We start from the raw sequence: 19,212 nt of genomic DNA, 5'->3' as shown, positions 1-19,212 counted from the left end.
GTGCCCGAGACCGACTCGGACACCCTTCCACCGCACCCGTGTCAGGCCGGCCGGATCTCCTTGAGCCGGGCCGCGAGCGGCGTGCCGACCTTCTCCACCCACGCGGCGGGCTCGTCGGCCGGCGGGTACAGGATCACCGTCTCGATGCCGAGAGCGGCGTAGTCCTCCAGGTCGCGCAGCAGCCCGTCCACGTCTTCGAGCTGAGGGGTCTGGCTGTAGGCCAGGGTCTTCTCGATCGTGGCGTAGTCGCGGCCGACCGCGTCGCAGTGGCCGCGCAGCACGTCGAGCTTGTGCCGCACCACGTCCTTGTCGCCGGCGAACAGGTTGCAGGCGTCGCCGTACCGCGCGACCAGCCGCAACGTCTTCTTCTCGCCGCCACCGCCGATCATGATCGGCGGCCGGCGGATCGGCTGGGGCGAGCACAGCGTCTCGGCCAGCCGGTAGTGCTTGCCCTCGAACGCGCCGTCGTTGTCCGGGTCCCACATCTGCAGGCACACCCGGATCGCCTCGTCGAGCCGTTCGAACCGCTCGGCGGTCGACGGGTAGGGCACGCCCAGACCCAGGTGCTCGCGCTCGTACCACCCGGCGCCGATGCCCAGCTCGGCCCGGCCGCCGGACAGCACGTCCAGCGTGGTGACGATCTTGGCGAGCAGGCCGGGGTGCCGGTAGGTCACACCCGTGACCAGCAGCCCGAGCCGCACGGTCGACGTGTGCGCGGCCAGGAAGCCGAGCGTGGTGTACCCCTCCAGCATCGGGTCGGTGGCGGGTTTGAACGCCTCCATCTGGAAGTAGTGGTCCATGACGGTCAACCGCGTGGCGCCGGAGGCCTCGACCGCCCGCGCGACCTTCGCCAACTCGGGCGCGATGCCCCGGTTGCCGTCGGGGGACAGGAACTGGATGACGTGGATGCCCAGATGCACGTCGCCAGCCTATGAACTGGAGCGTGCTCCAGCACAAGTTGCCGACCCCCTTGATCGGTGCTTCCGGTCGGTCGGCTCTACTCCGGTCGGCTCTAATCCGGGGAGCCCTCGTCGAACTGGCGTGACCGCAGCCCAAGGATCAGCGCGCCCTGAGCCTCGGTGTTGTGGCCCAGTTGGCTCGTCCGCAACACGAAGCCCTCGCGCGGGTCGACGGCGCCGGCCAGCGCGTACCGCTGGAGTTCCTGCCCGCACGGCTCCAGTACGAGGTCGCGTCCGCCCGCCAGCTCACCGCCGAGCACGACCAGTCGCGGGTTCACCAGGTTGCACAGCTGGGCCAGGGCGAAGCCGAGCGCACGCCCCGCGTCGCGTAATACCCGCAGGCACACCGCGTCGCGGGCGTGCGCCTTCTCGATCACCGACCGCAGCGTGACCGGGAGGTCGGTGGTGCCGCTGCCCCGGTGCGACGTGCGCACCTCGGCGACCAGCGCGGCGGCGCCCACGATCGTGTCCAGGCAGCCACGGCCGCCGCACTCGCACACGTCGCCGTCCCGGTCGATCGTCAGGTGGCCGATCTCCCCGGCCATGCCCCGGTGCCCCCGGTAGAGCAGGTCGCCGATCATGATCCCGACGCCGACACCGGTCGTGGCCTTCACGTACACGACGGTCTCGGCGGGTTCGTCCATGCCGTAGATCTGCTCGGCCATGGCACCGAGGTTGGCATCGTTGTCGACGGCGACCCGCAGGCCCAGGAACCGGCCGATGTCCTCGGCGGGCTCGTCGTCCTCGTGCCACGGCAGCAGCACGGGCGTGGCGAACCGGCCGGTGCGCGGGTCGATCATGCGCGGCACGGCCAGGCCCGCCGACACGACGTCGTCCAGCGTCTGCCCGGTCTCCTCGACGACCTCGGCGAGCATGGTCTTGATCTGCGGCAGCAGCCGGGACAGCCCGTGGTTGGCGCCGTCCGGGCGCTGTTGGACGGTGACGTGGTCGTGGCCCTGGTCGACGCGGCGGGCGACGACCACGACGTGTTCGTGGCTGATGTCGACGCCGACCGCGACACCGCGCACGGGCGTGAGGCGGACCAGGCCGCCGCGTCCCCGGCCGCGGTCGTGTTCGAGCACGCCCTGGTCGACGAGTTCCTGCACGGCCGTGGACACCGACGCCTGGGACAGGCCGCTGCGGCGCGCGATCCGGGACTGCCGGTCGGCCTTGACCATGATCTCGATGATCATGCGCTTGCGATTGGCGTCCCGCGCACCCGAAGCCGGTACCAGCAGATCCCGTGCGTCGATCACCGCGCCACCACCTCCGCACGAAGGAAGTGGCCAGGCTAACACGATGATCTTCCAATTGAAGACCCTTGTCCGCTGCTCCACCCGGGCGTCGTCGACACGGGAATTCCAAGATTACTTTCATTCGCGAACGCGGCACGCCCGAGGTCGTGAGCACCCGTCGACACTTCCCGGGTCTGTTGAAATAGAAACCGGAAAGAGTGACGGCCGACGCCGCCGCGTTCACTGGTCGCACCAGGCGGAAGTCAGGTTGAACGATCGGCCGCACAAATTCCGAAAACACCTCGAATACGGCGTGGACGTCGGTTGATGGCGTCGCCGGCGGGGCGCAGACTCGGAGGCGTACCCCCGCCGTCGACAAAAACCGGAGCGGACCGCCGTGAACGTCAACTACCGCTGGGAAGTGTCCTGCACGGGCATGCTGACCCCGGCACACGTCAAAACCGTCGTGGTCGTGCTGATCCTGGTGTGGCTGCTCGTGTCGGGTGCGACGCTGCCGGTCATACCGTGAACACCGGCCGGAAATCGTCGAGGTCGGTTTCCGGCGGGTAGTTCAAGGGGCCGTCCTGGGCCCGGACCCAGGCGTGGAAGCGGCACGGGTCACCGGCCGCCCCGATCACCAGCGCCGCGTAGCGCCGGCGCAACGCCAACGCCAGGACGGCTCCCAACGACAACTCCAGGCACGCGACCCGACCCGGGTGCAGCCGGGTGCCCGCGTCGGCCGACAGGATCACGGCCAGCACCTGCTCCCGGGTCGCACCGGCCCGGCACCAGTGCCGGCGCGAGAACTCCAGCACCGCCGCGGTGACCCGGAACGGCAGCCTGACCAGCACCGACGCCACCAGCACGGCCACCGCCGCGAAGCGCCCGGACTCCCCCGCGTCCGACGGTTCGAACGCCGCCTCGGGCACCGGCGCCTCGGGCACCGGCGAGGACGTCAGCAGCCCGGCCGCCACCAGGCGATCGGCCAGCGTGCGCGAGTCACGGGCGAACCGCTCGCCCCGGTACGCGGGGTCGCGCGCGGCCACCCGCCGCAGCCCGGCGGCGAAATCGCCGGACCGGTCCCACTCGCTCAGCAGGGCGAACGCCGTGGCGTTGAGCGCGTAGCACCGTCCGGAGTTGCGGTCGAGCAGCACGCCGCCGCCCCGCGCGGTCGCCGCCGCGTGGACGTGTCCGGGCAGCCGCAACGCCGTCACGACCCGCTCACCTCCCCCGCAGCCAGACTTCGACGCCGAGCAGCCGGTTGAGCACCGGGAACGGCACGGGCGCGCCCGTACCCGCCCGGTCGACCGCCTCGATCACCGCGGCCGGGTCGACCAGGTCCAGGTCGGCGACGGCGGACCGGCGCAACTCCCGGACCAGGGTCGACGCGTGGACCCGCAGGCCCAGGTAGTCCTCGCCGGTGTAGTCGCCCTTGTCCCGGCGGGTGAACACCGCGTCGGGCACCCGGTCGGCCATCGCCGCGCGCAGCAGGGGCTTGCGGGTCTCGACGGACACCTTCAGGTGCGCGGCCACCCGCGTGCACGCCCGGATCACGTCGGCGTCCAGGAACGGCGCGTGCGGCCACACCCCGTACGGTCGTGCGGTCTCCACGAGGCGGCGTTGCACGGCACCGGCCGTGCGCAGGTCGTGCAGCGCCGTGTGGTCGGCCATGTCGCCGACCGGGTGGCGGGCCCGATCGCGGGCCGCCTCGTCGGCGAGTCCGGCCAGTTCACGACGGGCGCGCGGGGTCAGCCACAGCGCGGCGGCACCGGGTCCGGGCCAGCGCGAGATGGCATCAAGCCACTGGACGACGTGCGGCCGGGGGTGTTCGAGGCGGGTCTTGAGCCCGCGCAACGCCCGCGACGTCGACGTGCCGGCCGCCGTGAGGGACCGCCGGAACACGGTCGTCGGCGACAGGTTGCGGGCCCGGCTCGCGGCGAACACGTCGCGGGCCAGTCCGCGCCACCAGCCGTGCCGGGCCAGGTCGCCCAGGTACGACGGCGGCGGCACGAGCAACGCGTCCGCGCCCTCGCCGCCCAGGTGCAGGCCGCCCGCGCCGATCCGGCCCAGCCGCAACGCCGCACGGGCCGACGCCACGGCGGCCGGGTCCGGCTCATCGCCCGCCGCGACGTCGAAAAGTCCCTGGTAGGACAGCGTTTCCCGGGTGCCGGTGACGATCTCCAGCCGCAGGTCTCCCGCGTACCGGCGGGCGTGCTCCAGGTCGTGCGCGGGCGCGTCCGGGTGGTGGTAGGCGAACAGCCTCAGCCCGGGTGCGTGACGTGCGGCCAGGAACGCCAGCGACGTGGAGTCCATGCCGCCGCTGAAGTCGGCCGTGACCGTACGGCCGTCCGCGAGCCGGGCCGCGACGGCGGCGTCCAACGCGGCCCGCAGCTCGTCGACGCCGTCGGCGAACGTCGTCGACCGGTCCGGCACCGGGTCGGTCGCGGCCGTGCGCGTGCCGGACCGGTCGACGGTCAGCACACCGCCGCCACCGAGCCGGCGCACGCCCACGAGCACCGAACGGTCGCCGACCAGCGCGGGCACGTCCGGGCAGAACACGCCCGCGAGCAGCGTCGACCGGTCCGGGGTGGCGGGCAGGCCGGCCACGGCCGCCGTGGTCGCCCCGTGCGAGCCGAACACCACCCGACCGCCGCCGGTCCGGTGGAAGACCGGGTACTGCCCGGCCTGGTCCACCAGCACGGTCACGCCCGAGTCGCGCACGACCACCACCGTGTGGCACCCCGGCCAGCGCGTCAGCGACCCCGGCCGGTCCTCGTCCACCGCCCGCCGCAGGTCGGCGAGCAGGCGCGCGTCGTCGGCGAAGCACTGGCCGAGCACGAGCAGACCGGCGTCCCGGTGCCGGGCCGTGCGCACCTCGCCCGGGTGCCACCCGTCCGCGAGCCACAGCCCCGGCCGGTCGGACCACACCGGCACCAGGCGTGCGGGCACCCGGTCCGCCGCGGGCGGGAACACTCCGACGAAGGACACGCGACCTACCAGTAGTACTGCGAATTCGCGTCCGCGTTACCGCTGGACGAATTGCCGAGCACGACATCGCGGACGCCGCCCAACTCGACGAACACCGGCGGCTCGTAGTCGACCTCGACCTGTTCCGCATCGGACGCGCGCACTTCGGACGGACGCGAGGCATCCACGGACATGACCACTCCCTGGGTGAACTTCGGAAAACCCCGAACCGCAACGCAACCTTAGCAGCGTTCGACCGGAAAACCGCGTAGGGGTTATTCGAAGCCCGGCCCGCATCCGATTGAACTCCCGCCATTGCCGGACACGAGGCGTCGTGTTGAAAACAAACGGCTTTCCGACCACCCCGCCGCGCGCGCCGGCCGAAGGCCCCGGAACACCGGTCCGCCGGCCTTCGGATTCAACGCCCGCGTGCCGGATCGTCGGCCGATCCGATCAGATCCTCGGGCGCGGACAGCCGCCACGCCTCGAAGACCAACTCGGCCAGTTCCCCCGCGTCCACCTCGTCGAGCTTCACGACCACCCAGCCGAACCCGCCGGCGGTGAACTGCTCCTCGAACACGTCCGGCCGTTCCGCCACCAGGGCCCGCTGCTCGGACAGCGTCTGCTTGAGCCCGGCCGTGCGAGTGCGCGGCCAGTGGTAGCCGAACCGCCGGCCACGCACGCTGAACGCGCTGTAGTCCCGCGCCTCGGACCGCTCGACCTCAGGCAAGGCGTCCACGAGCGCGAAGAACCCGTCCGTCATCACAACCCCCTCGAATCCGCACGGAGTATAGGAACGGGGTCCGACAGGTCCGCCCCACGCGCCTGCTCGGCGCACGGTCGACACGTTCGGCGACGTGGGCTGTCGAGGGAACGCACACGGTCGATCGGCTCGGAACCGCGCTGCCGGCCGCGACGTCCGGTTTCCATGATCGAAACACACGATCATCGCGACCAGGCGGACTCCCCTGTGCCCTGTACCCGGCAGCGGACAGGACGGCAAGTCCGGTCGACGTCAGGCCGGTACGTAGTCGTAGGTCAGTACGAACCGACTGTGTGTCTTGTCGATGACGGTGCCGTCGGCCAGGTCGCCGTCTGGCGTGCCTGCAGGGTAGATCAGAAGCGTCGGCTTGCGAGCGTCCCGTTCGGCCGACCAATCCCGGACTTCGGCGCACAGACGTCCGGCGAGTTCGGCGGCGTCGGGGCCGTGGGCGATCGCGCCGAGTTCCCAGCGGACGTCGTCGCCTTCCTCCCGGCGGCGGGACGTGAGGTAGGCCAGGGATTGCCCGTCGACCAGGGCCGGGGCGCGGAAGCGTTGGATCGGGTCGCACACCTCGGATGCGACGTCGGGGTGCGCGTCGATTCGGCACACGCGGGGTTCGGTGACGGTCAGGCGCAGCCAGATCCCGTCGTGGGGTTCGTCGCCGGCGATCGTGCTGTCGGACCAGGCGATGGCGCGGGGAAGGTCGAGGACGCCGTGGAGCAGGTCGGGGTCGACGGCCTGGTCGGCGTCCCAGTGGAGCTTGACCGTCCCGTCCGGGGTGATGGGGGCGCCGCGTTCGCCCTCGTCCTCGGTGACCAGGTACACGAAGCCGCTCAGGTGCATCGAGTCGGACACCAGGCGTCCGTCGACGTGGCGCAGTCCGACGCCGCGGGACTGGCCGCGCCAGCGCAGCGGGGCGACCAGTCGGGCCTCGGGTGCGAGTTGGCGCCACCACCGGTCGGGGATGTCCCAGGGGGAGACGGTGGCGATGAGCCGGTCGTAGGGGGCGCGGTCGGCGTGGCCCGCGGTGCCGTCGCCGGTGACCACGTGCGCGTCGCCGTGTCCGGCGGCGGTCAGGTTGCGGACGGCCTGGTCGGTGACGTCGGGGTCGATGTCGATCGTGGTGACCAGGTCCGCGCGGCCGGTCAGGCGGGCGAGCAGGGAGGCGTTGTAGCCGGTGCCGGCGCCGATCTCCAGGACGGTGTCGCCGGGGTTCACGGGGAGTTGGTCGAGCATCATCGCCACGACGAACGGTGCGGAGGCGCAGGACAGCGACCGGCCGTCGGAGAACCGGTGGGTGATCACCGCCTGCCAGGGGTTGTAGGCGGCGTCGAGGTCGGCCTCGGGCACGAACTCGTGGCGCGGGGTGTCGAGCAGGACCCGTTCGACCTCCGCGCGTCGGGCGTAACCCGCTTTGCGGACCTTGGCGACCATGTCGGCGCGTCGTGCCTCCGGTGAGGTGGCGGTGTCCATCGTGTCCTTTCGATGTGGTGGTGCGTGGTCAGTCGTCGAGCAGCAGGCAGGCGTCCCAGCGGGTGCCGGGCGGGGTGTCGGTGATGGCGGCGCGCAGCGCCAACCGCGCACCGGGTTCTCCCGCCAGGAGTCCGCGGGCAGGGTGTCGGTCGTGGCGCAGCCGGTCGGCGAGCGTGTCGCGGAGCCGGGGAAGACGATCTCGCACCCGCTCGTCGTGCTCGCCCGCGCGCCACGCAGTGTGCAGCACCCCGACCCGCTATCTCTCGCCCAACTCGCCACCGAACACCCCACGGTCCGCGACGAAGCCCGATTGAGGGTCGATTGCCTGCGCGTCCGAGTAGGTCGTCCCTGGGACTGGGCTCCCACGCCATGACAGCGGGCGACACCAGGCATGCGAAACACGGCACGCCTCATCGGGAAATCGGTCCCGGTCCGATCTTCTCGTGCCTCAAGCGAGGCCCGACATGCCGGGCGGTCGACCGCCACAACCGACCTGCCACCGCAGTCGACCGCCAGGACACCCGAACCCATGCAGGCTGGGTGACCCGGACCACGGTGAGGTGACCATGAGCTACGCCCGCATCACCAACCCCACGGGCACCGTCACGCTGTGCCCCGACGGCTGCGACGTGCCCACCGTCGAGGTCGATCTGGGCGACGGCCGCACGTGCCGCGTGCACTGCGGCACCTACCGACCGGCCTGCCCCACGCGCCCCGCCGCGCGCTGAGCGGACTCAGCGCAGCGTCGGCACCGACCCGTTGCCCGTCCAGGCGACCTCGACGTCGGGCAGTCCGGCCACCCACGGGGCCACGAGGTCGGCCAGCGTCGCGGGCGAGGGCGGCGTCGGCCCGAGCCCGACGGCGAACCGCACCGGGTCGTGCGCGATCGGCCTGGGCCACGCGTGCGGCTCGGCCACGTGCGGCTCCAGCGCCCCGAGCAACGCCCGCATGCGCCCGCGCACCAGGCCGACCCTTTCCACCGGAGTCGTGACCACGGCCCACGCCGCGTGGACGCGGTGGCCGTCCGGCGGCGCGCACAGCGTGCCGAGGTCGCCCGACTCCACGATCTCCCACGCCCGGAACAGCTCGCGGGTCAGCAGGTCCCGGAAGCCGGGCGTCACCTGCCCGGTGCACGACCGGATCGGCGCGGTGGGCGTCAGCACGGTCACCGCCTCGCCCGTCCGCGCGGGCTGCCCGTGCAACGCCACCGGGTCATGCCAGTCCCACGCCGCCCACGTCGCGAAGAACTCCGTCCCCGCGCACACCGCCCGCGCGGCCAGCACCGACCACGCCAACCCCGGCAGCCCGCCGAACGGCGCCGAGTCCACTCCACGCGCCCGTGCCCACGCCTTGACCACGCGCACGACCCGCACGAACGACGCGTGCCGCTCCCCCACCGCCGCGCGCACCGCCGCCGCGTCCGTGATCGCACCGGTCGCGATGTCGTCGTCGGAGGCGAGCAGGTCCACGGACAGCCCGGACACGGCGAACCGGTACCCCGGCGTGCGGGCGCCCACGACCGGCACCGGCTCGACGCCCAGGGCGCGCACCCGGTCCAGCGGCGGGTCGGGTGCGACGAGGTCGAGGTCGGCGTCGGGCAGGTGACCGCCGATCGCCCGCGAGCCGACCACGTGGACGCCGGGCAGCGCGGCCACCACCCGGTCGGCCACGGCGTCCAGGTCCGGTCCGGGCGGCGTCGGTGGCTCCTCGATCCAGCGCACCTCGCCCGTGCCCAGGCCCACGACCGCACGCGGCAGCATCGGACCGTCGCCGCGCCGCGACAGCACGACCACCTCGCCCACCCCGAAGTCCCGGCCGGGGATGCGCGCGGCGGCGCGTTCGGTCGTGCCCACGGTCAGGTGCGGGGTGAACCGGGCACGGCAGGCCGGGAAGCGGCGCAGCAGCGCGGCGTGCAACTCGGCCCACGGCGCGGGCCGCGCGGCCGGGTCCAGCCACACCACGTCGCCGAACGTCCCGACGCCCTCGACCCGGACCGGGAAGGGCGCGATCTCCTCGACCGCGTCCGCGACCAGCGGCACGGCCCGGTCGAAGTCGGACTCGGGCACGAACCCGAACAGCAACGTCACGTGCGGCGGCCACCGCGTGGACTCGCGCACCGCGTCGACCTCCGGCCACGGTCCGGGCAGCCACACGACCGCGGTGCGCGGCGTCGGCGGCACGTCGAGCACGTCGGATTCGGCGGGGCGCGGGCCGAGGTCGACCACGACGCCGTAGTGGTCGGAGGCGAACAGCCCGTCGACCGGCCGGGTACCGACGAGGTCGGCGCGCAGCACGGCGGCCGTGCCGCGCACGAACACCCGGTCCAGCCGCGCCGAGCGGCCGGACAACGACGACACGGCCGCGAGCGGGTTGCCCACCGGGTCGAACGTCGGCGCGTCGTCGTCGTGGAGTTCGGTCCACGCGTCGCGCATGCCCAGCACCGGCAGCGTGCCGCCGTGGTTGAAGTCGCCCACCAGCACCACGTCGCCCTCGACGGGCGCCAACGCCTCGGCGATCACGGCGAGCTGCGCGGTGCGGATCGCGGCGCCACCGGCGGTGTGGTCGCTGGTCAGATGCGTGACCGCGACCGTCACGGGGTCACCCGCGTCGACCACGATCGCGTGCACGGCCTTGTGCGGCCCGAGGTCCAGCCGTGCCGACTCCAGCACGGGCAGGCGGCTGAGCAGCACCAGCCCGGTGTCCTCGACCCGCGCCGGATCGGCGTCGAGCGCGTAGCCGGGCAGGTGGCGGGTCAGCGCGGCGAGCAGGTCGCGTTCGACCTCCTGGAGCGCGATCACGTCGGCGTCGGCCGCGGCGATCAGGTCCAGCAGCAGCGGACGGCGACGGGCCGTGTGGATCAGTTCGCGGTCGAACCGGTCCCACAGCGTGTTCCAGGTCAGCACCCGCAGGCCCGTGCCGCCGGCCGCGTGCCCGTGCGGCTCGGCGGGCGTGAACGGCGCCCGCAACCGCCGTCCCCGACGGACCCGCCCGGCACCGGACTCCGCGACCCGGTCGATCCCGGCCGCCCGGTCCCACACCACCTCGCCGTCGGCCTCCAGGAACAGCACCCGGTGCCACGGCACGTCGCCGCCGGGCATGAACGCGGCGAACGGGACGCGTTTGGGCTCCCGACCGCGCTGCGCCACCCCGACCACGAACCGCGCCGGGTCGAGCCGGGAGTCCCACCGGACCTGGTGGTAGACCTGCTCACTGGTGCGCATCGGCCACCACCGTCCCCGTCGCGTCGACGTACCGGATGCGGTGCGCCTGCCACGCGTAGGGCGGGTCGAACCGCCGGATCTGGGCGGAGAGCACGTGGTCCGGGACGGGGTCCGCCCGGTTCGCGTTGCGCCGGCGGATCTCCGCTTCGGAGGCGAGCACGACCACGTAGGTGCGCGTCGCGTCGTGCCGCCGTGCGACGGCCTGCACGGCGTCCCGTTGACGGGCCGTGATGGACGTCGCGTCCCACAACGCGCTGCGCCCGTGCCGCAACGCCGCGCCGAGCCGGTCCAGCGCCACGCCCAGCACCCGCGCGTTCGACCGCTGGTCCGCCCGATCCCCGGCGTCGGCGCGCAGGTCGTCCATCGAGACCACTTCATCCACATCGGACTTCGCGGCGAACGTCGACTTGCCGCTGCCCGAGATGCCCACGAGGTGGAAGAACTCCGGGCAGTCCCGATCCCTCCACCGCCAGGTCGCCGCGTCCGCCTCCTCGGGTCCGAACGCCCGCCCGTCCCGGATGACGAGGTCACGCGCTTCGGCGAGCCGCCGGGCCGACCCGGCGAACTCCGGCCACCGCGGCAGGTCCTCGGCGTGCAGGGCCGACCAGGCGACCTGGTCCCGCGCACCACCGGTCGCGACCGCACCGGCGACGGCGTGCAGGACGCCGAGGTCCACGGCCGTGGCGAACCGGAGCAGCCCGGACCGCCGCTGGTCCTCCGGGAAGTCGTGGTGCAGCAGGCGGTGCAACCCCACCACGTCCCCGACCCGGCGCGCGGTACCCATCCCGACCCGGTCGACGAGGTCGAGCACGACCCGCCCTCGGGGCCGCCGATGGTAGGCGGCGGCGAGTACGCCCACCAACCGCCCCTCACCCGGCCGCAGCTCGTCGGCGACCTTCTCCGCCGCTGCCTGATCACCGTCGGGCAGCTCGAACCCCGCACCGGAACGGATGTCCCAGTAGCGTGCGCCTGGCCCGAGCCCGTTGGGCACGACCGGCGCCGACATCCAGTGCGTCGAGGTCCGCACGTGCGCGGGCCGCACCCACTTGGCCACGGTGCGCCCGAAGTCCCCCAGCCCGAACCCGGCGGCGGGCCGCACGACGTAACCCTCGCTCACGAGCGTGTCGACCTTCAAGCGCCGCAACATTTTCTCGTCGAACACACCACGCCACAACACGGTCGGAACCGGTATCCCGAGGCCGCGCAGGAACCCGACCGTGGAGTCCCAGTCGAGGCACTCGTCCCCGTCCCAGACCGAGAACCCGTAGAAGTAGCCGTCAAGCTCTTGATACGCCAACGAATGCCGCGCGTAGAGATTCTCCCCGCACACCCGCCACCCGACCGGGATGAAACCCCCGACCCGCCCTTGAAGCGCCTTCACCCACGACCGGGAAGGGTGGTGCCCGGAGTCCAACGACCGCGCGTGCGACCCGTCCCGGTAGAGCGTGGTGTTCTCGCCGTCGAGCTTCTCGGTGACCACGACCTCCCCACCGGCCCACGCGCCGAGGTCGGCCACCCGCACGTCGTCGCGGGACACGCCGGGCGACCACGGGAGGTGCGGCGTGCGCGGGTAGGAGATCCGTTCCACGCCCGAACCTTAGGCAACCGCACGGTCCAGCGACGATCCCATTTCAGGCCGCGCGGACCCCGCCCACCGACAACACCGCCGCCGCGATGGCGTGGTAGACGAGCGAACCCGGCACCGAGCCGTTGAAGTGGAAGAGCCACTCGTCGGCCGAAACCGGCGGGCGCACCAACACGGCAAGCGCACAAACGTGCCACACGAGGAAGACCCCCCGCAGACCACCGCCGCCCACACGTCGGTGGAGTACCTCCGCTTTCGCACCACCGACCGCGGCAGCAGCACGCCGACCACGTTCAACACCTGACCCGGGGCCGAGAACACCAAGTACCCCAGGGCCACGAGCCTGCCAAGGTGCGGGTCGGGAGGTCCGAACAGCCATCACGCCGAAGCCGACCGCACCGGGGCGAGCGCCACCACCAGCCCGGCTCCCACTCGCACCGGCCAGGCCGGAGCCGTCCTGTCCACGCCGATCGCTCCCCAAGCGGGCGATTCTTCCGGGCAGTCACGGACGACGATCCACTGTCACACAACGCGCACAAAGGACGCACACCACACGGACATCCCACAGGGAACGTCGGAGACGTCCAGCTCCGAAATCCACCAGTGGGGGAACGATGCGCCGCCGGGTTCCGACCGTGATCGCCAGTGCACTCGTCGTAGTGCTGACCGCCTGCGGCCAGGCAGGTCGCACCGAGGAGGACGGGAGCATCGCCGAGGGCGAGCGGATCTCCCCGCACGCCGACCACCCCGCGATCCGGCGGATGGACCCCGTGCTGCTCGCGGCCGTGCGCCGGGCCGCCGCCGACGCGAAGCAGGCCGGGATCGAGGTGGGCATCACGTCCGGGTGGCGGAGCAAGGAGTACCAGCAGCTCCTGTTGGACCAGGCGGTCTCGCACTACGGAAGCCTGCGTGAGGCACGGCGGTTCGTCAGCACGCCCGAGACCTCGGCACACGTGTCGGGCAAAGCCGTGGACATCGGACCGACCGACGCGGCCGACTGGATGGGCCGGCACGGTGCCGCCTACGGGCTGTGCCAGGTCTACAGCAACGAGATGTGGCACTTCGAGCTGCTCACCACGCCGGGTGGGCAGTGCCCCGAGCAGCGCGGGGACGCCGCCTGACGCCTACCCACGCGGCACGGTCAGGGTGAACACGGCACCGTCCTCGTCGTGCACCTCGAGCCTTCCGCCGTGCAGCAGGGCGTTCTCACGCGCGATCGCCAGACCGAGCCCGCTGCCCTCCGTATGCCGACGGGAGCGGTCGCCGCGGACGAACCGGTCGAACGCCACCGGTGCGAGGTCACCCAGGCCGGGTCCCTTGTCGGCGACGCGCACCCGCACCTCGTCCGGGTCGCCGCCGTCGATCGTCACGGTGATCGGCGGGCCGCCGTGCCGCACGGCGTTGGTCACGAGATTGCGCACGACGGTGTGCAGGCGGCGCGGATCGCCGAACACGGCCACGTCGCCGACGCGTTCCGTCCGGACCTCGACGTCCGGCGCGCTCAGCTCCACCGCGTCGGCCACCAGCGCTTCGAGGTCGACGACCTCGGGTCGGAACTCGGCCGCGCCCGCGTCGAACCGCGAGATCTCCAGCAGGTCCTCGACCAGGGCACCCAGCCGCCGGGTCTGGGAGCCGAGCAGTTCCGCCGACCTCGTCCGGTCCGCCTCGTCGTCGCTGTGCAGGCCGTCGGCGGCGGCGATCAGGGACGCCAGCGGCGTGCGCAGGTCGTGGGCCACGTCGGCGACGAACCGCCGTTGCTGCCGGTCCTTGAGGCGCAACCGCTCGATCGACTCGCCGAGCCGCTCGGCCATCGCGTTGAACGAGCCCGCCAGGTCGGCCAGTTCGTCACGGCCGTCCACCGGGAGCCGGGTGTCCAGCTCGCCGTCGCCGAGGCGGCGGGCGGCGAGCGCGGCCGTGCGCACCCGACGGCGGATGCCACGTGCGGCGAACAAGCCCGACACGCTGCCCAGCACGACGATGGCCACCGCCACCAGGGCGAGCACGCCGCGCAGTGCGGCCAGTTCCCGGTCCAGGCCACGCGTGCTGTAGAACTCGGCGAGCACCACGCCCGGCTCGACCTCGCCGACGATCACCAGCCGCGAATCCTCCTCGTACCGGACGGAACCCGACTCCAGATCGTCCACGAGGGACTCCGCGAGCGGATCGCCGGAACCCGCCACCGGCAGGTACGTCCCGTCGGACTTCACCGACAGCGGTCCCGAGGTCGATGTGCGGTTCACGATCGTCCACGTGAGACCGAGCCGGGCCCGCATGTACTCCGCGACCCCCGCCACCACCGACCTGAATTCCGTGCTGCGCACCAGGAACTGGTGCGCCTGCTGGGCGTCGGAGTCGAACGACGCCTGCGCGGACTCGGCGAACCGCGTGCGGGTGGCCCCGGCCTGGATCAGGTACGCCGTCGTGGCCATGGCGACCGTCGTGACGACCGTGACCAGCACGACCGTGAGCACGACCACGCCCCGCAGGCCGAGCCGCGTCACGGCGCGACCAGCCGGTAGCCGAACCCCCGCACGGTCAGCAACAGGGTCGGGTCGGCCGGTGCCGGCTCGATCTTCGCGCGCAGCCGGGCCACGGTCGCGTCGACCAGCCGCGAGTCGCCCGCGAACCCGTAGTCCCACACCCGCTTGAGCAACGTCTGCCGGCTCAGGACCTGGCCGGGGTGGTCGGCGAACTCGATCAACAGCCGCATCTCGGTGGCGGTCAGCCGCAGTTCGACACCGGCCCGGGTGACGGTCATCGCGGCGGTGTCCAACTCCAGGTCGCCGATCGTGCGCACGTCCGCCCGGGGCGCGGCGGGCGCGGCCCGGCGCAGGATCGCCTTCACCCGCGCGTCGAGCACGCGGGGTTCGACCGGTTTCACCACGTAGTCGTCCGCGCCGCACTCCAGGCCCACCACGACGTCCACCGCGTCGCCGCGCGCGGTCAGCAGGATCACCGGGACGGCGTCGCGGGCACGCACGCGCCGGCACACCTCGAACCCGTCGATGCCGGGCAGCATCACGTCCAGCAGCACCAGGTCCGCGGTCCCGCGCGTGAGGAACTCCAGCGCCCGCTCCCCGGATTCGGCGACCGAGACCTCGTGCCCGAGCCCACGCAACGCCCGGGACAACGCCTCGGCCAACATCGCGTCGTCCTCGACGAGCAGCAACCGCGGCACGGGTGTGGCTCCTCGCTGGTAGCCCGGCAGTCGGTCCAGGTATACCAGCCATTACGCCGAACGGCGGGTCCCGGAGCGGGTCGCCCCGCCCCGGGAGGCCGGGTCACACGATCCTGAAGCCGGGCGTGATGAAGACGCCCGCGATCGGCTCGTAGTCGTCGGTCCAGTTCACCACGACCGCCATCTTGCTGTCGTGCCAGCCGATGGTCCCGCCGTAGGGCACCCGGTGGCTGCACGTCGCGGTCGGTCCGGGCGTGATGCAGAGGTCGCTGACCGGCGGGATGAAGTTCTTGCCGTTGCGAATACCGATCAGCATCCGGATGTCCCTGGCCAACGGTGTCGGCTTGCCGGTGGCGGTGTCCCGGCAGGCGACGGACCACGTCACGTGGAGGAAGCCGTCGTACAGGGTGACGTCGTTGCCGTAGCCGACATCACAGATGATCGCGGCGTCCGGCGCCTCGATCCGGGCGAGGGACGGTCCGACGCCGGGACCGTTGAACACCGCGCGCCGGCCGGCGGCGACCGTGCCCACCACGTGGTCGACCGACAGCCCCCGATCCGCCTCGCCGGGACGCGCGGACGCGGGACCGACCAGACCGACGCCGGTCAGCAGGACGACCAGACAACACGTGACCCTCCTGAGTCCTCTGAACATGCGCTTCTCCTCGCGCTCGTCGTGGGAACGGCTCCGGCCGGGTCGCGGCGCGTACGGCGACACCCCTCGTGTCCGACAAGCCGTCGTGCGCGCCGGGCCTCGTCCGGCGCCGGTCAGGCTCGTCGTCGGCATCACTGCGTCAACACGGCGTTCTGCGAATCGGCTGTTCAGTGGTGCCGACCGACGACACGACGGGCATAAGTAGAGACTTCCACGGCTTGTCGCGGCGAACGAGGACCGGTCCATGACAGGGGAACTGCGCGTGCTGGGCCAGGTCGAGGTGCTGGTCGACGGGACGCACGTCGACCTCGGGCACGCCCGGCAGCGGTGCGTGCTGGCGGTGCTGGCGGTCGAGGCCAACCGCGTGGTCCCCACCGACCAGGTGGTGGACCGCGTCTGGGGCGACCACCCGCCGCGTCGGGCCCGGCAGTTGGTCAGCAACTACCTGTCGCTCCTGCGCCGTCTGCTGGCCGGGGCCGGCGTGGACGGGGTGGCGATCGAACGCCGTGGCGGCGGCTACGTGCTGCTGGTCGACCCGCGACGGGTGGACCTGCACCGGTTCCGCCGCCTGGTCGCCGACGCCCGCGCCCAGACCGACCAGGCCCGTGCACTGGAACTGTTCGAGCAGGCGACGGCCGCCTGGCGGGGCGAGGCGCTGGCCGGCCTGGACACGCCGTGGATCGCGACCGTGCGCGAAGGTCTCGTCCGGGAGCGGTTCGCCGCCGACACCGACCGCCTCGACCTGGCGTTGCGACTGGGCCGGCACACCGCCCTGCTGCCCGAACTGACCGGACGCGCCGACGCACATCCCCTGGACGAACGCGTCGCCGCCCAACTCATGCTCGCCCTCTACCGCGCGGGACGACCCACCGAGGCCTTGGACCACTACCGCCGCCTGCACGCCCGCCTCACCGCCGAGTTGGGCACCGACCCTGGACCCGACCTGCGAAAACTCCACCAGGACATCCTGACCGCCGCCCCGACCCTGACCGGCACCCCACCGGGTCGGGCGTCGGTGACGCCCCGCCAACTGCCGTCCGCGCCCGCCCTGTTCACCGGCCGCCGGCCGGAACTGGCCGAACTGGACCACACCCTGGCCACCACCCGTGACGACCCGGAGACGACCGGCACGGTCCTGATCTCCGCGATCGGCGGCGTGGGCGGCGTCGGCAAGACGTGGCTGGCCCTGACCTGGGCCCACCGCAACCTCGACCGCTTCCCCGACGGACAGCTCTTCGTCGACCTCCAGGGATTCAGCCCCACCAACCGCCCCACCGAGCCCGCCGACGCGATCCGCGGCTTCCTCACCGCACTGGGCACCGACCCCGCCCGCCTCCCGGCCGACCTGGACACCCTCGCCGCCGACTACCGGAGCATGATCGCCGGCAGGCGGGTGCTGGTCGTCCTCGACAACGCCGCGACGGCCGAACAGGTGATCCCACTGCTTCCCGGCCACCCGTCGTGCACGGTCCTGGTCACCGGCCGCACCGGTTTGGCGTCCTTGATCGACCGACACGGTGCCCGCCACCTGTCCCTGGACGTGCTCACCCGCGACGAGGCCCGCGCTCTCCTCGCACGACGCCTGGGCGACCGGCGGATCCAGGCGGAACCGGACGTGACCGACGACCTGATCGACCTGTGCGGACGCCACCCGCTGGCGCTGGCGATCACCGCCCGGCACGCCGCGACCCGCCCGCGAGTGCCGTTGGCGGAGTTCGCCACCGAATTGCGCGACCTGGGCTTGGACGCCTTGGACGACGACGATCCGGCGGCGAGCCTGCCGACCGTGCTCTCGTGGTCGCTGCGCCACCTCACCGACCGACAACGCACTCTGTTCGTCCTCATAGGAATCGCCCCCGGCCCGGACATCGACCTGCCCGCCGCCGCGGCCCTGATCGGCCTGTCGAAAGCGGACACCCGCAAGATCCTGCACGCCTTGGAGAACCACTCCCTGCTCGACCGCCACCCCCGGGGCCGCTACGCGATGCACGACCTCGTCCGCGCCTACGCCACGGCCGACGACCACCTCACCGAACCGGCACGCCAAGCGGCCCTGGACCGGGTCGTGGACTTCTACCTGCACACCGCCTACGCGGCGGACCGCCACCTCAACCCCCACCGCCAACAGGTCACGTTCGACCCGCCGGCCACCGGCGTCCACCCCCACCCGCTACCCGACCTCACGGCGGTGCTGGACTGGTTGGACGTCCACCACCCCCACCTGCTCGCCGCCCAGAGCACCGCCGAGACCCGACGACGCCACCAGACGGTGTGGAACCTGGCCTGGACCCTCGGCAGTTTCCACTGGCGACGAGGACACCGCCGGGACGCACTGACCGTGTGGCAGGCCGCCCGCACAGCCGCCGAACACCTACCGGACCCCAACACCCGCATCCTCGCCCACCGACGTCTGGGCAACGCCCACGCCGAGATGGAACAGCACGAGCAGGCCATGATCCACCTGTACAAGGCACTCACCCTCGCCGAACACCACCAGGACCCCGCACAACAGGCGAACGCCCAGGAAACCCTGGCCTGGGCCTGGGCCAGACAGGGCGACGACCGGAAGGCGCTGGAACACGAACAGCGCGCCTTGGCCATCTACCGCACCCTCGGCAACCCGGTGTGGGAAGCAGAAGCACTCAACTCGATCGGTTGGTACGCCGCCCGCATCGGCGACTACGACACGGCCCGCGACCACTGCGAGGCCGCCCTGTCCCTGAACCGCGAGCACGACAACCCCGACGGCGAGGCCACGACCCTCGACAGCCTCGGCTACATCGACTACGAAACGGGAAACCACAGGGAAGCCATAGACCACTACCACCAGGCCCTGACCCTGTACCGGGAACTCGGCGACACCACCAACACAGCCGAAACCCTGGATCGGCTGGGCCACCCGCACGCCGCCCTGGGCCACCACACCGAAGCCCGCGAAGCCTGGCAGGAAGCCCTGGACCACTACCGCCGACTAGGCCGCGACACCGACGCCGAACAGGTACGAAAGCAACTGGACGACCTCACAGAACCCCAGTGAGGCAACAACACCACCACGACCGCCCAGGACCACGGTGCCCGAACGCACATTTCACGGTGCCTGAACGCACAACTCGCGGTGTCCGAACGTATAACTCGGGGTGTCCGAGTGGAGGACTCGCGCACCGTCCGAACCGGAC

Annotated in this window: 18 protein-coding genes; 4 read left to right on the top strand and 14 right to left on the bottom strand. The window is 72.4% G+C overall.

Annotation, left to right across the window (positions count from 1 at the left end; translation table 11 throughout):
- Positions 1-41 precede the first annotated feature (41 nt).
- Together F4559_RS14830 and F4559_RS14825 are read right to left on the bottom strand one after the other, a co-directional pair.
- Positions 42-920, bottom strand: coding sequence for an LLM class F420-dependent oxidoreductase (locus F4559_RS14830; RefSeq protein WP_184669238.1), 879 nt, complete (start codon positions 918-920; stop codon positions 42-44).
- A gap of 92 nt (positions 921-1,012) precedes the next feature.
- Positions 1,013-2,215: an ROK family transcriptional regulator gene (locus tag F4559_RS14825; RefSeq protein ID WP_184669236.1), complete on the bottom strand. Its 1,203-nt coding sequence runs from the start codon at positions 2,213-2,215 to the stop codon at positions 1,013-1,015.
- Positions 2,216-2,591: 376 nt separating this feature from the next.
- Here F4559_RS14825 and F4559_RS35925 point away from each other — a divergent pair, with 376 nt between their 5' ends.
- Positions 2,592-2,723: a hypothetical protein gene (locus F4559_RS35925; RefSeq protein ID WP_281386313.1), complete on the top strand. Its 132-nt coding sequence runs from the start codon at positions 2,592-2,594 to the stop codon at positions 2,721-2,723.
- Here the strand turns inward: F4559_RS35925 and F4559_RS14820 are convergent.
- The 6 genes from F4559_RS14820 to F4559_RS14795 all read right to left on the bottom strand — a co-directional run bounded on the left by F4559_RS14820 (position 2,713) and on the right by F4559_RS14795 (position 7,644).
- Entirely contained in the window at positions 2,713-3,408 is a 696-nt protein-coding gene (locus tag F4559_RS14820) for a lasso peptide biosynthesis B2 protein (protein ID WP_184669234.1), read from the bottom strand. The genes F4559_RS35925 and F4559_RS14820 overlap by 11 nt on opposite strands.
- Positions 3,409-3,415: 7 nt before the next feature.
- Complete coding sequence (locus F4559_RS14815) at positions 3,416-5,182, bottom strand: albusnodin/ikarugamycin family macrolactam cyclase (RefSeq protein ID WP_184669232.1); 1,767 nt, start codon at positions 5,180-5,182, stop codon at positions 3,416-3,418.
- A 5-nt stretch (positions 5,183-5,187) separates the two neighbouring features.
- Entirely contained in the window at positions 5,188-5,355 is a 168-nt protein-coding gene (locus tag F4559_RS14810) for a lasso RiPP family leader peptide-containing protein (RefSeq protein WP_184669230.1), read from the bottom strand.
- A 224-nt stretch (positions 5,356-5,579) separates the two neighbouring features.
- The gene (locus F4559_RS14805; RefSeq protein ID WP_184669228.1) at positions 5,580-5,924 is read right to left on the bottom strand and encodes an MmcQ/YjbR family DNA-binding protein; all 345 of its coding nucleotides are present in this window, start codon (positions 5,922-5,924) and stop codon (positions 5,580-5,582) included.
- 252 nt (positions 5,925-6,176) lie between these two features.
- Positions 6,177-7,397, bottom strand: coding sequence for a methyltransferase, FxLD system (gene fxlM, locus F4559_RS14800; protein ID WP_184669227.1), 1,221 nt, complete (start codon positions 7,395-7,397; stop codon positions 6,177-6,179).
- Positions 7,398-7,425: 28 nt separating this feature from the next.
- Entirely contained in the window at positions 7,426-7,644 is a 219-nt protein-coding gene (locus F4559_RS14795) for a hypothetical protein (protein ID WP_184669225.1), read from the bottom strand.
- A 319-nt stretch (positions 7,645-7,963) separates the two neighbouring features.
- On the opposite strand from F4559_RS14795, the gene F4559_RS14790 reads away from it, so the two are divergent.
- Positions 7,964-8,125, top strand: a complete 162-nt coding sequence (locus F4559_RS14790; RefSeq protein ID WP_184669223.1) for a hypothetical protein — start codon at positions 7,964-7,966, stop codon at positions 8,123-8,125.
- Positions 8,126-8,131: 6 nt separating this feature from the next.
- On the opposite strand, the gene F4559_RS14785 is transcribed toward F4559_RS14790, so the two are convergent.
- Genes F4559_RS14785 through F4559_RS35920 form a run of 3 tightly spaced genes read right to left on the bottom strand, consistent with a single transcriptional unit; the run spans position 8,132 to position 12,372 of the window.
- Positions 8,132-10,618 carry an RNA repair domain-containing protein gene (locus tag F4559_RS14785; RefSeq protein ID WP_184669221.1) on the bottom strand — a complete coding sequence of 829 codons (2,487 nt, stop codon included), beginning with the start codon at positions 10,616-10,618 and terminating at the stop codon, positions 8,132-8,134.
- Positions 10,605-12,206: an RNA ligase family protein gene (locus tag F4559_RS36350; RefSeq protein ID WP_184669220.1), complete on the bottom strand. Its 1,602-nt coding sequence runs from the start codon at positions 12,204-12,206 to the stop codon at positions 10,605-10,607. The genes F4559_RS14785 and F4559_RS36350 overlap by 14 nt, the downstream gene beginning before the upstream one ends.
- Positions 12,207-12,249: 43 nt before the next feature.
- On the bottom strand, positions 12,250-12,372 hold the full coding sequence (locus tag F4559_RS35920; protein WP_281386312.1) for a hypothetical protein: 123 nt from the start codon (positions 12,370-12,372) through the stop codon (positions 12,250-12,252).
- A gap of 466 nt (positions 12,373-12,838) precedes the next feature.
- Between F4559_RS35920 and F4559_RS14775 the strand changes: the two genes are divergently transcribed.
- Complete coding sequence (locus F4559_RS14775) at positions 12,839-13,324, top strand: M15 family metallopeptidase (RefSeq protein WP_312865647.1); 486 nt, start codon at positions 12,839-12,841, stop codon at positions 13,322-13,324.
- Positions 13,325-13,327: 3 nt separating this feature from the next.
- Here the strand turns inward: F4559_RS14775 and F4559_RS14770 are convergent, their stop codons facing one another.
- From F4559_RS14770 to F4559_RS14760, 3 genes are all read right to left on the bottom strand, one after another.
- Positions 13,328-14,704, bottom strand: coding sequence for a sensor histidine kinase (locus F4559_RS14770; protein WP_312865646.1), 1,377 nt, complete (start codon positions 14,702-14,704; stop codon positions 13,328-13,330).
- Positions 14,701-15,381 (bottom strand): response regulator, encoded by a 681-nt coding sequence (locus F4559_RS14765; RefSeq protein ID WP_184669218.1) that lies wholly within the window; start codon positions 15,379-15,381, stop codon positions 14,701-14,703. The genes F4559_RS14770 and F4559_RS14765 overlap by 4 nt, the downstream gene beginning before the upstream one ends.
- 103 nt (positions 15,382-15,484) lie before the next feature.
- Positions 15,485-16,036 (bottom strand): hypothetical protein, encoded by a 552-nt coding sequence (locus F4559_RS14760; RefSeq protein ID WP_184669217.1) that lies wholly within the window; start codon positions 16,034-16,036, stop codon positions 15,485-15,487.
- A 244-nt stretch (positions 16,037-16,280) separates the two neighbouring features.
- Here F4559_RS14760 and F4559_RS14755 point away from each other — a divergent pair, with 244 nt between their 5' ends.
- A complete protein-coding gene (locus F4559_RS14755; RefSeq protein WP_184669216.1) occupies positions 16,281-19,073 on the top strand; it encodes an AfsR/SARP family transcriptional regulator in 2,793 nt (930 codons plus the stop codon).
- Positions 19,074-19,212 lie beyond the last annotated feature (139 nt).

It is taken from the genome of Saccharothrix violaceirubra, assembly GCF_014203755.1.
Taxonomy (GTDB): Bacteria; Actinomycetota; Actinomycetes; order Mycobacteriales; family Pseudonocardiaceae; genus Actinosynnema; species Actinosynnema violaceirubrum.
This window is presented reverse-complemented; position numbering and strand designations above follow the sequence as displayed.

What these genes read in the sequence shown, in the direction of transcription:
- F4559_RS14810 (WP_184669230.1), bottom strand. Translation starts at nt 5,355, where the DNA reads ATGTCCGTGGATGCCTCGCGTCCGTCCGAAGTGCGCGCGTCCGATGCG.
- F4559_RS14805 (WP_184669228.1), bottom strand. Translation starts at nt 5,924, where the DNA reads ATGACGGACGGGTTCTTCGCGCTCGTGGACGCCTTGCCTGAGGTCGAG.
- fxlM (WP_184669227.1), bottom strand. Translation starts at nt 7,397, where the DNA reads ATGGACACCGCCACCTCACCGGAGGCACGACGCGCCGACATGGTCGCC.
- F4559_RS14790 (WP_184669223.1), top strand. Translation starts at nt 7,964, where the DNA reads ATGAGCTACGCCCGCATCACCAACCCCACGGGCACCGTCACGCTGTGC.
- F4559_RS14785 (WP_184669221.1), bottom strand. Translation starts at nt 10,618, where the DNA reads ATGCGCACCAGTGAGCAGGTCTACCACCAGGTCCGGTGGGACTCCCGG.
- F4559_RS14760 (WP_184669217.1), bottom strand. Translation starts at nt 16,036, where the DNA reads ATGTTCAGAGGACTCAGGAGGGTCACGTGTTGTCTGGTCGTCCTGCTG.
- F4559_RS14755 (WP_184669216.1), top strand. Translation starts at nt 16,281, where the DNA reads ATGACAGGGGAACTGCGCGTGCTGGGCCAGGTCGAGGTGCTGGTCGAC.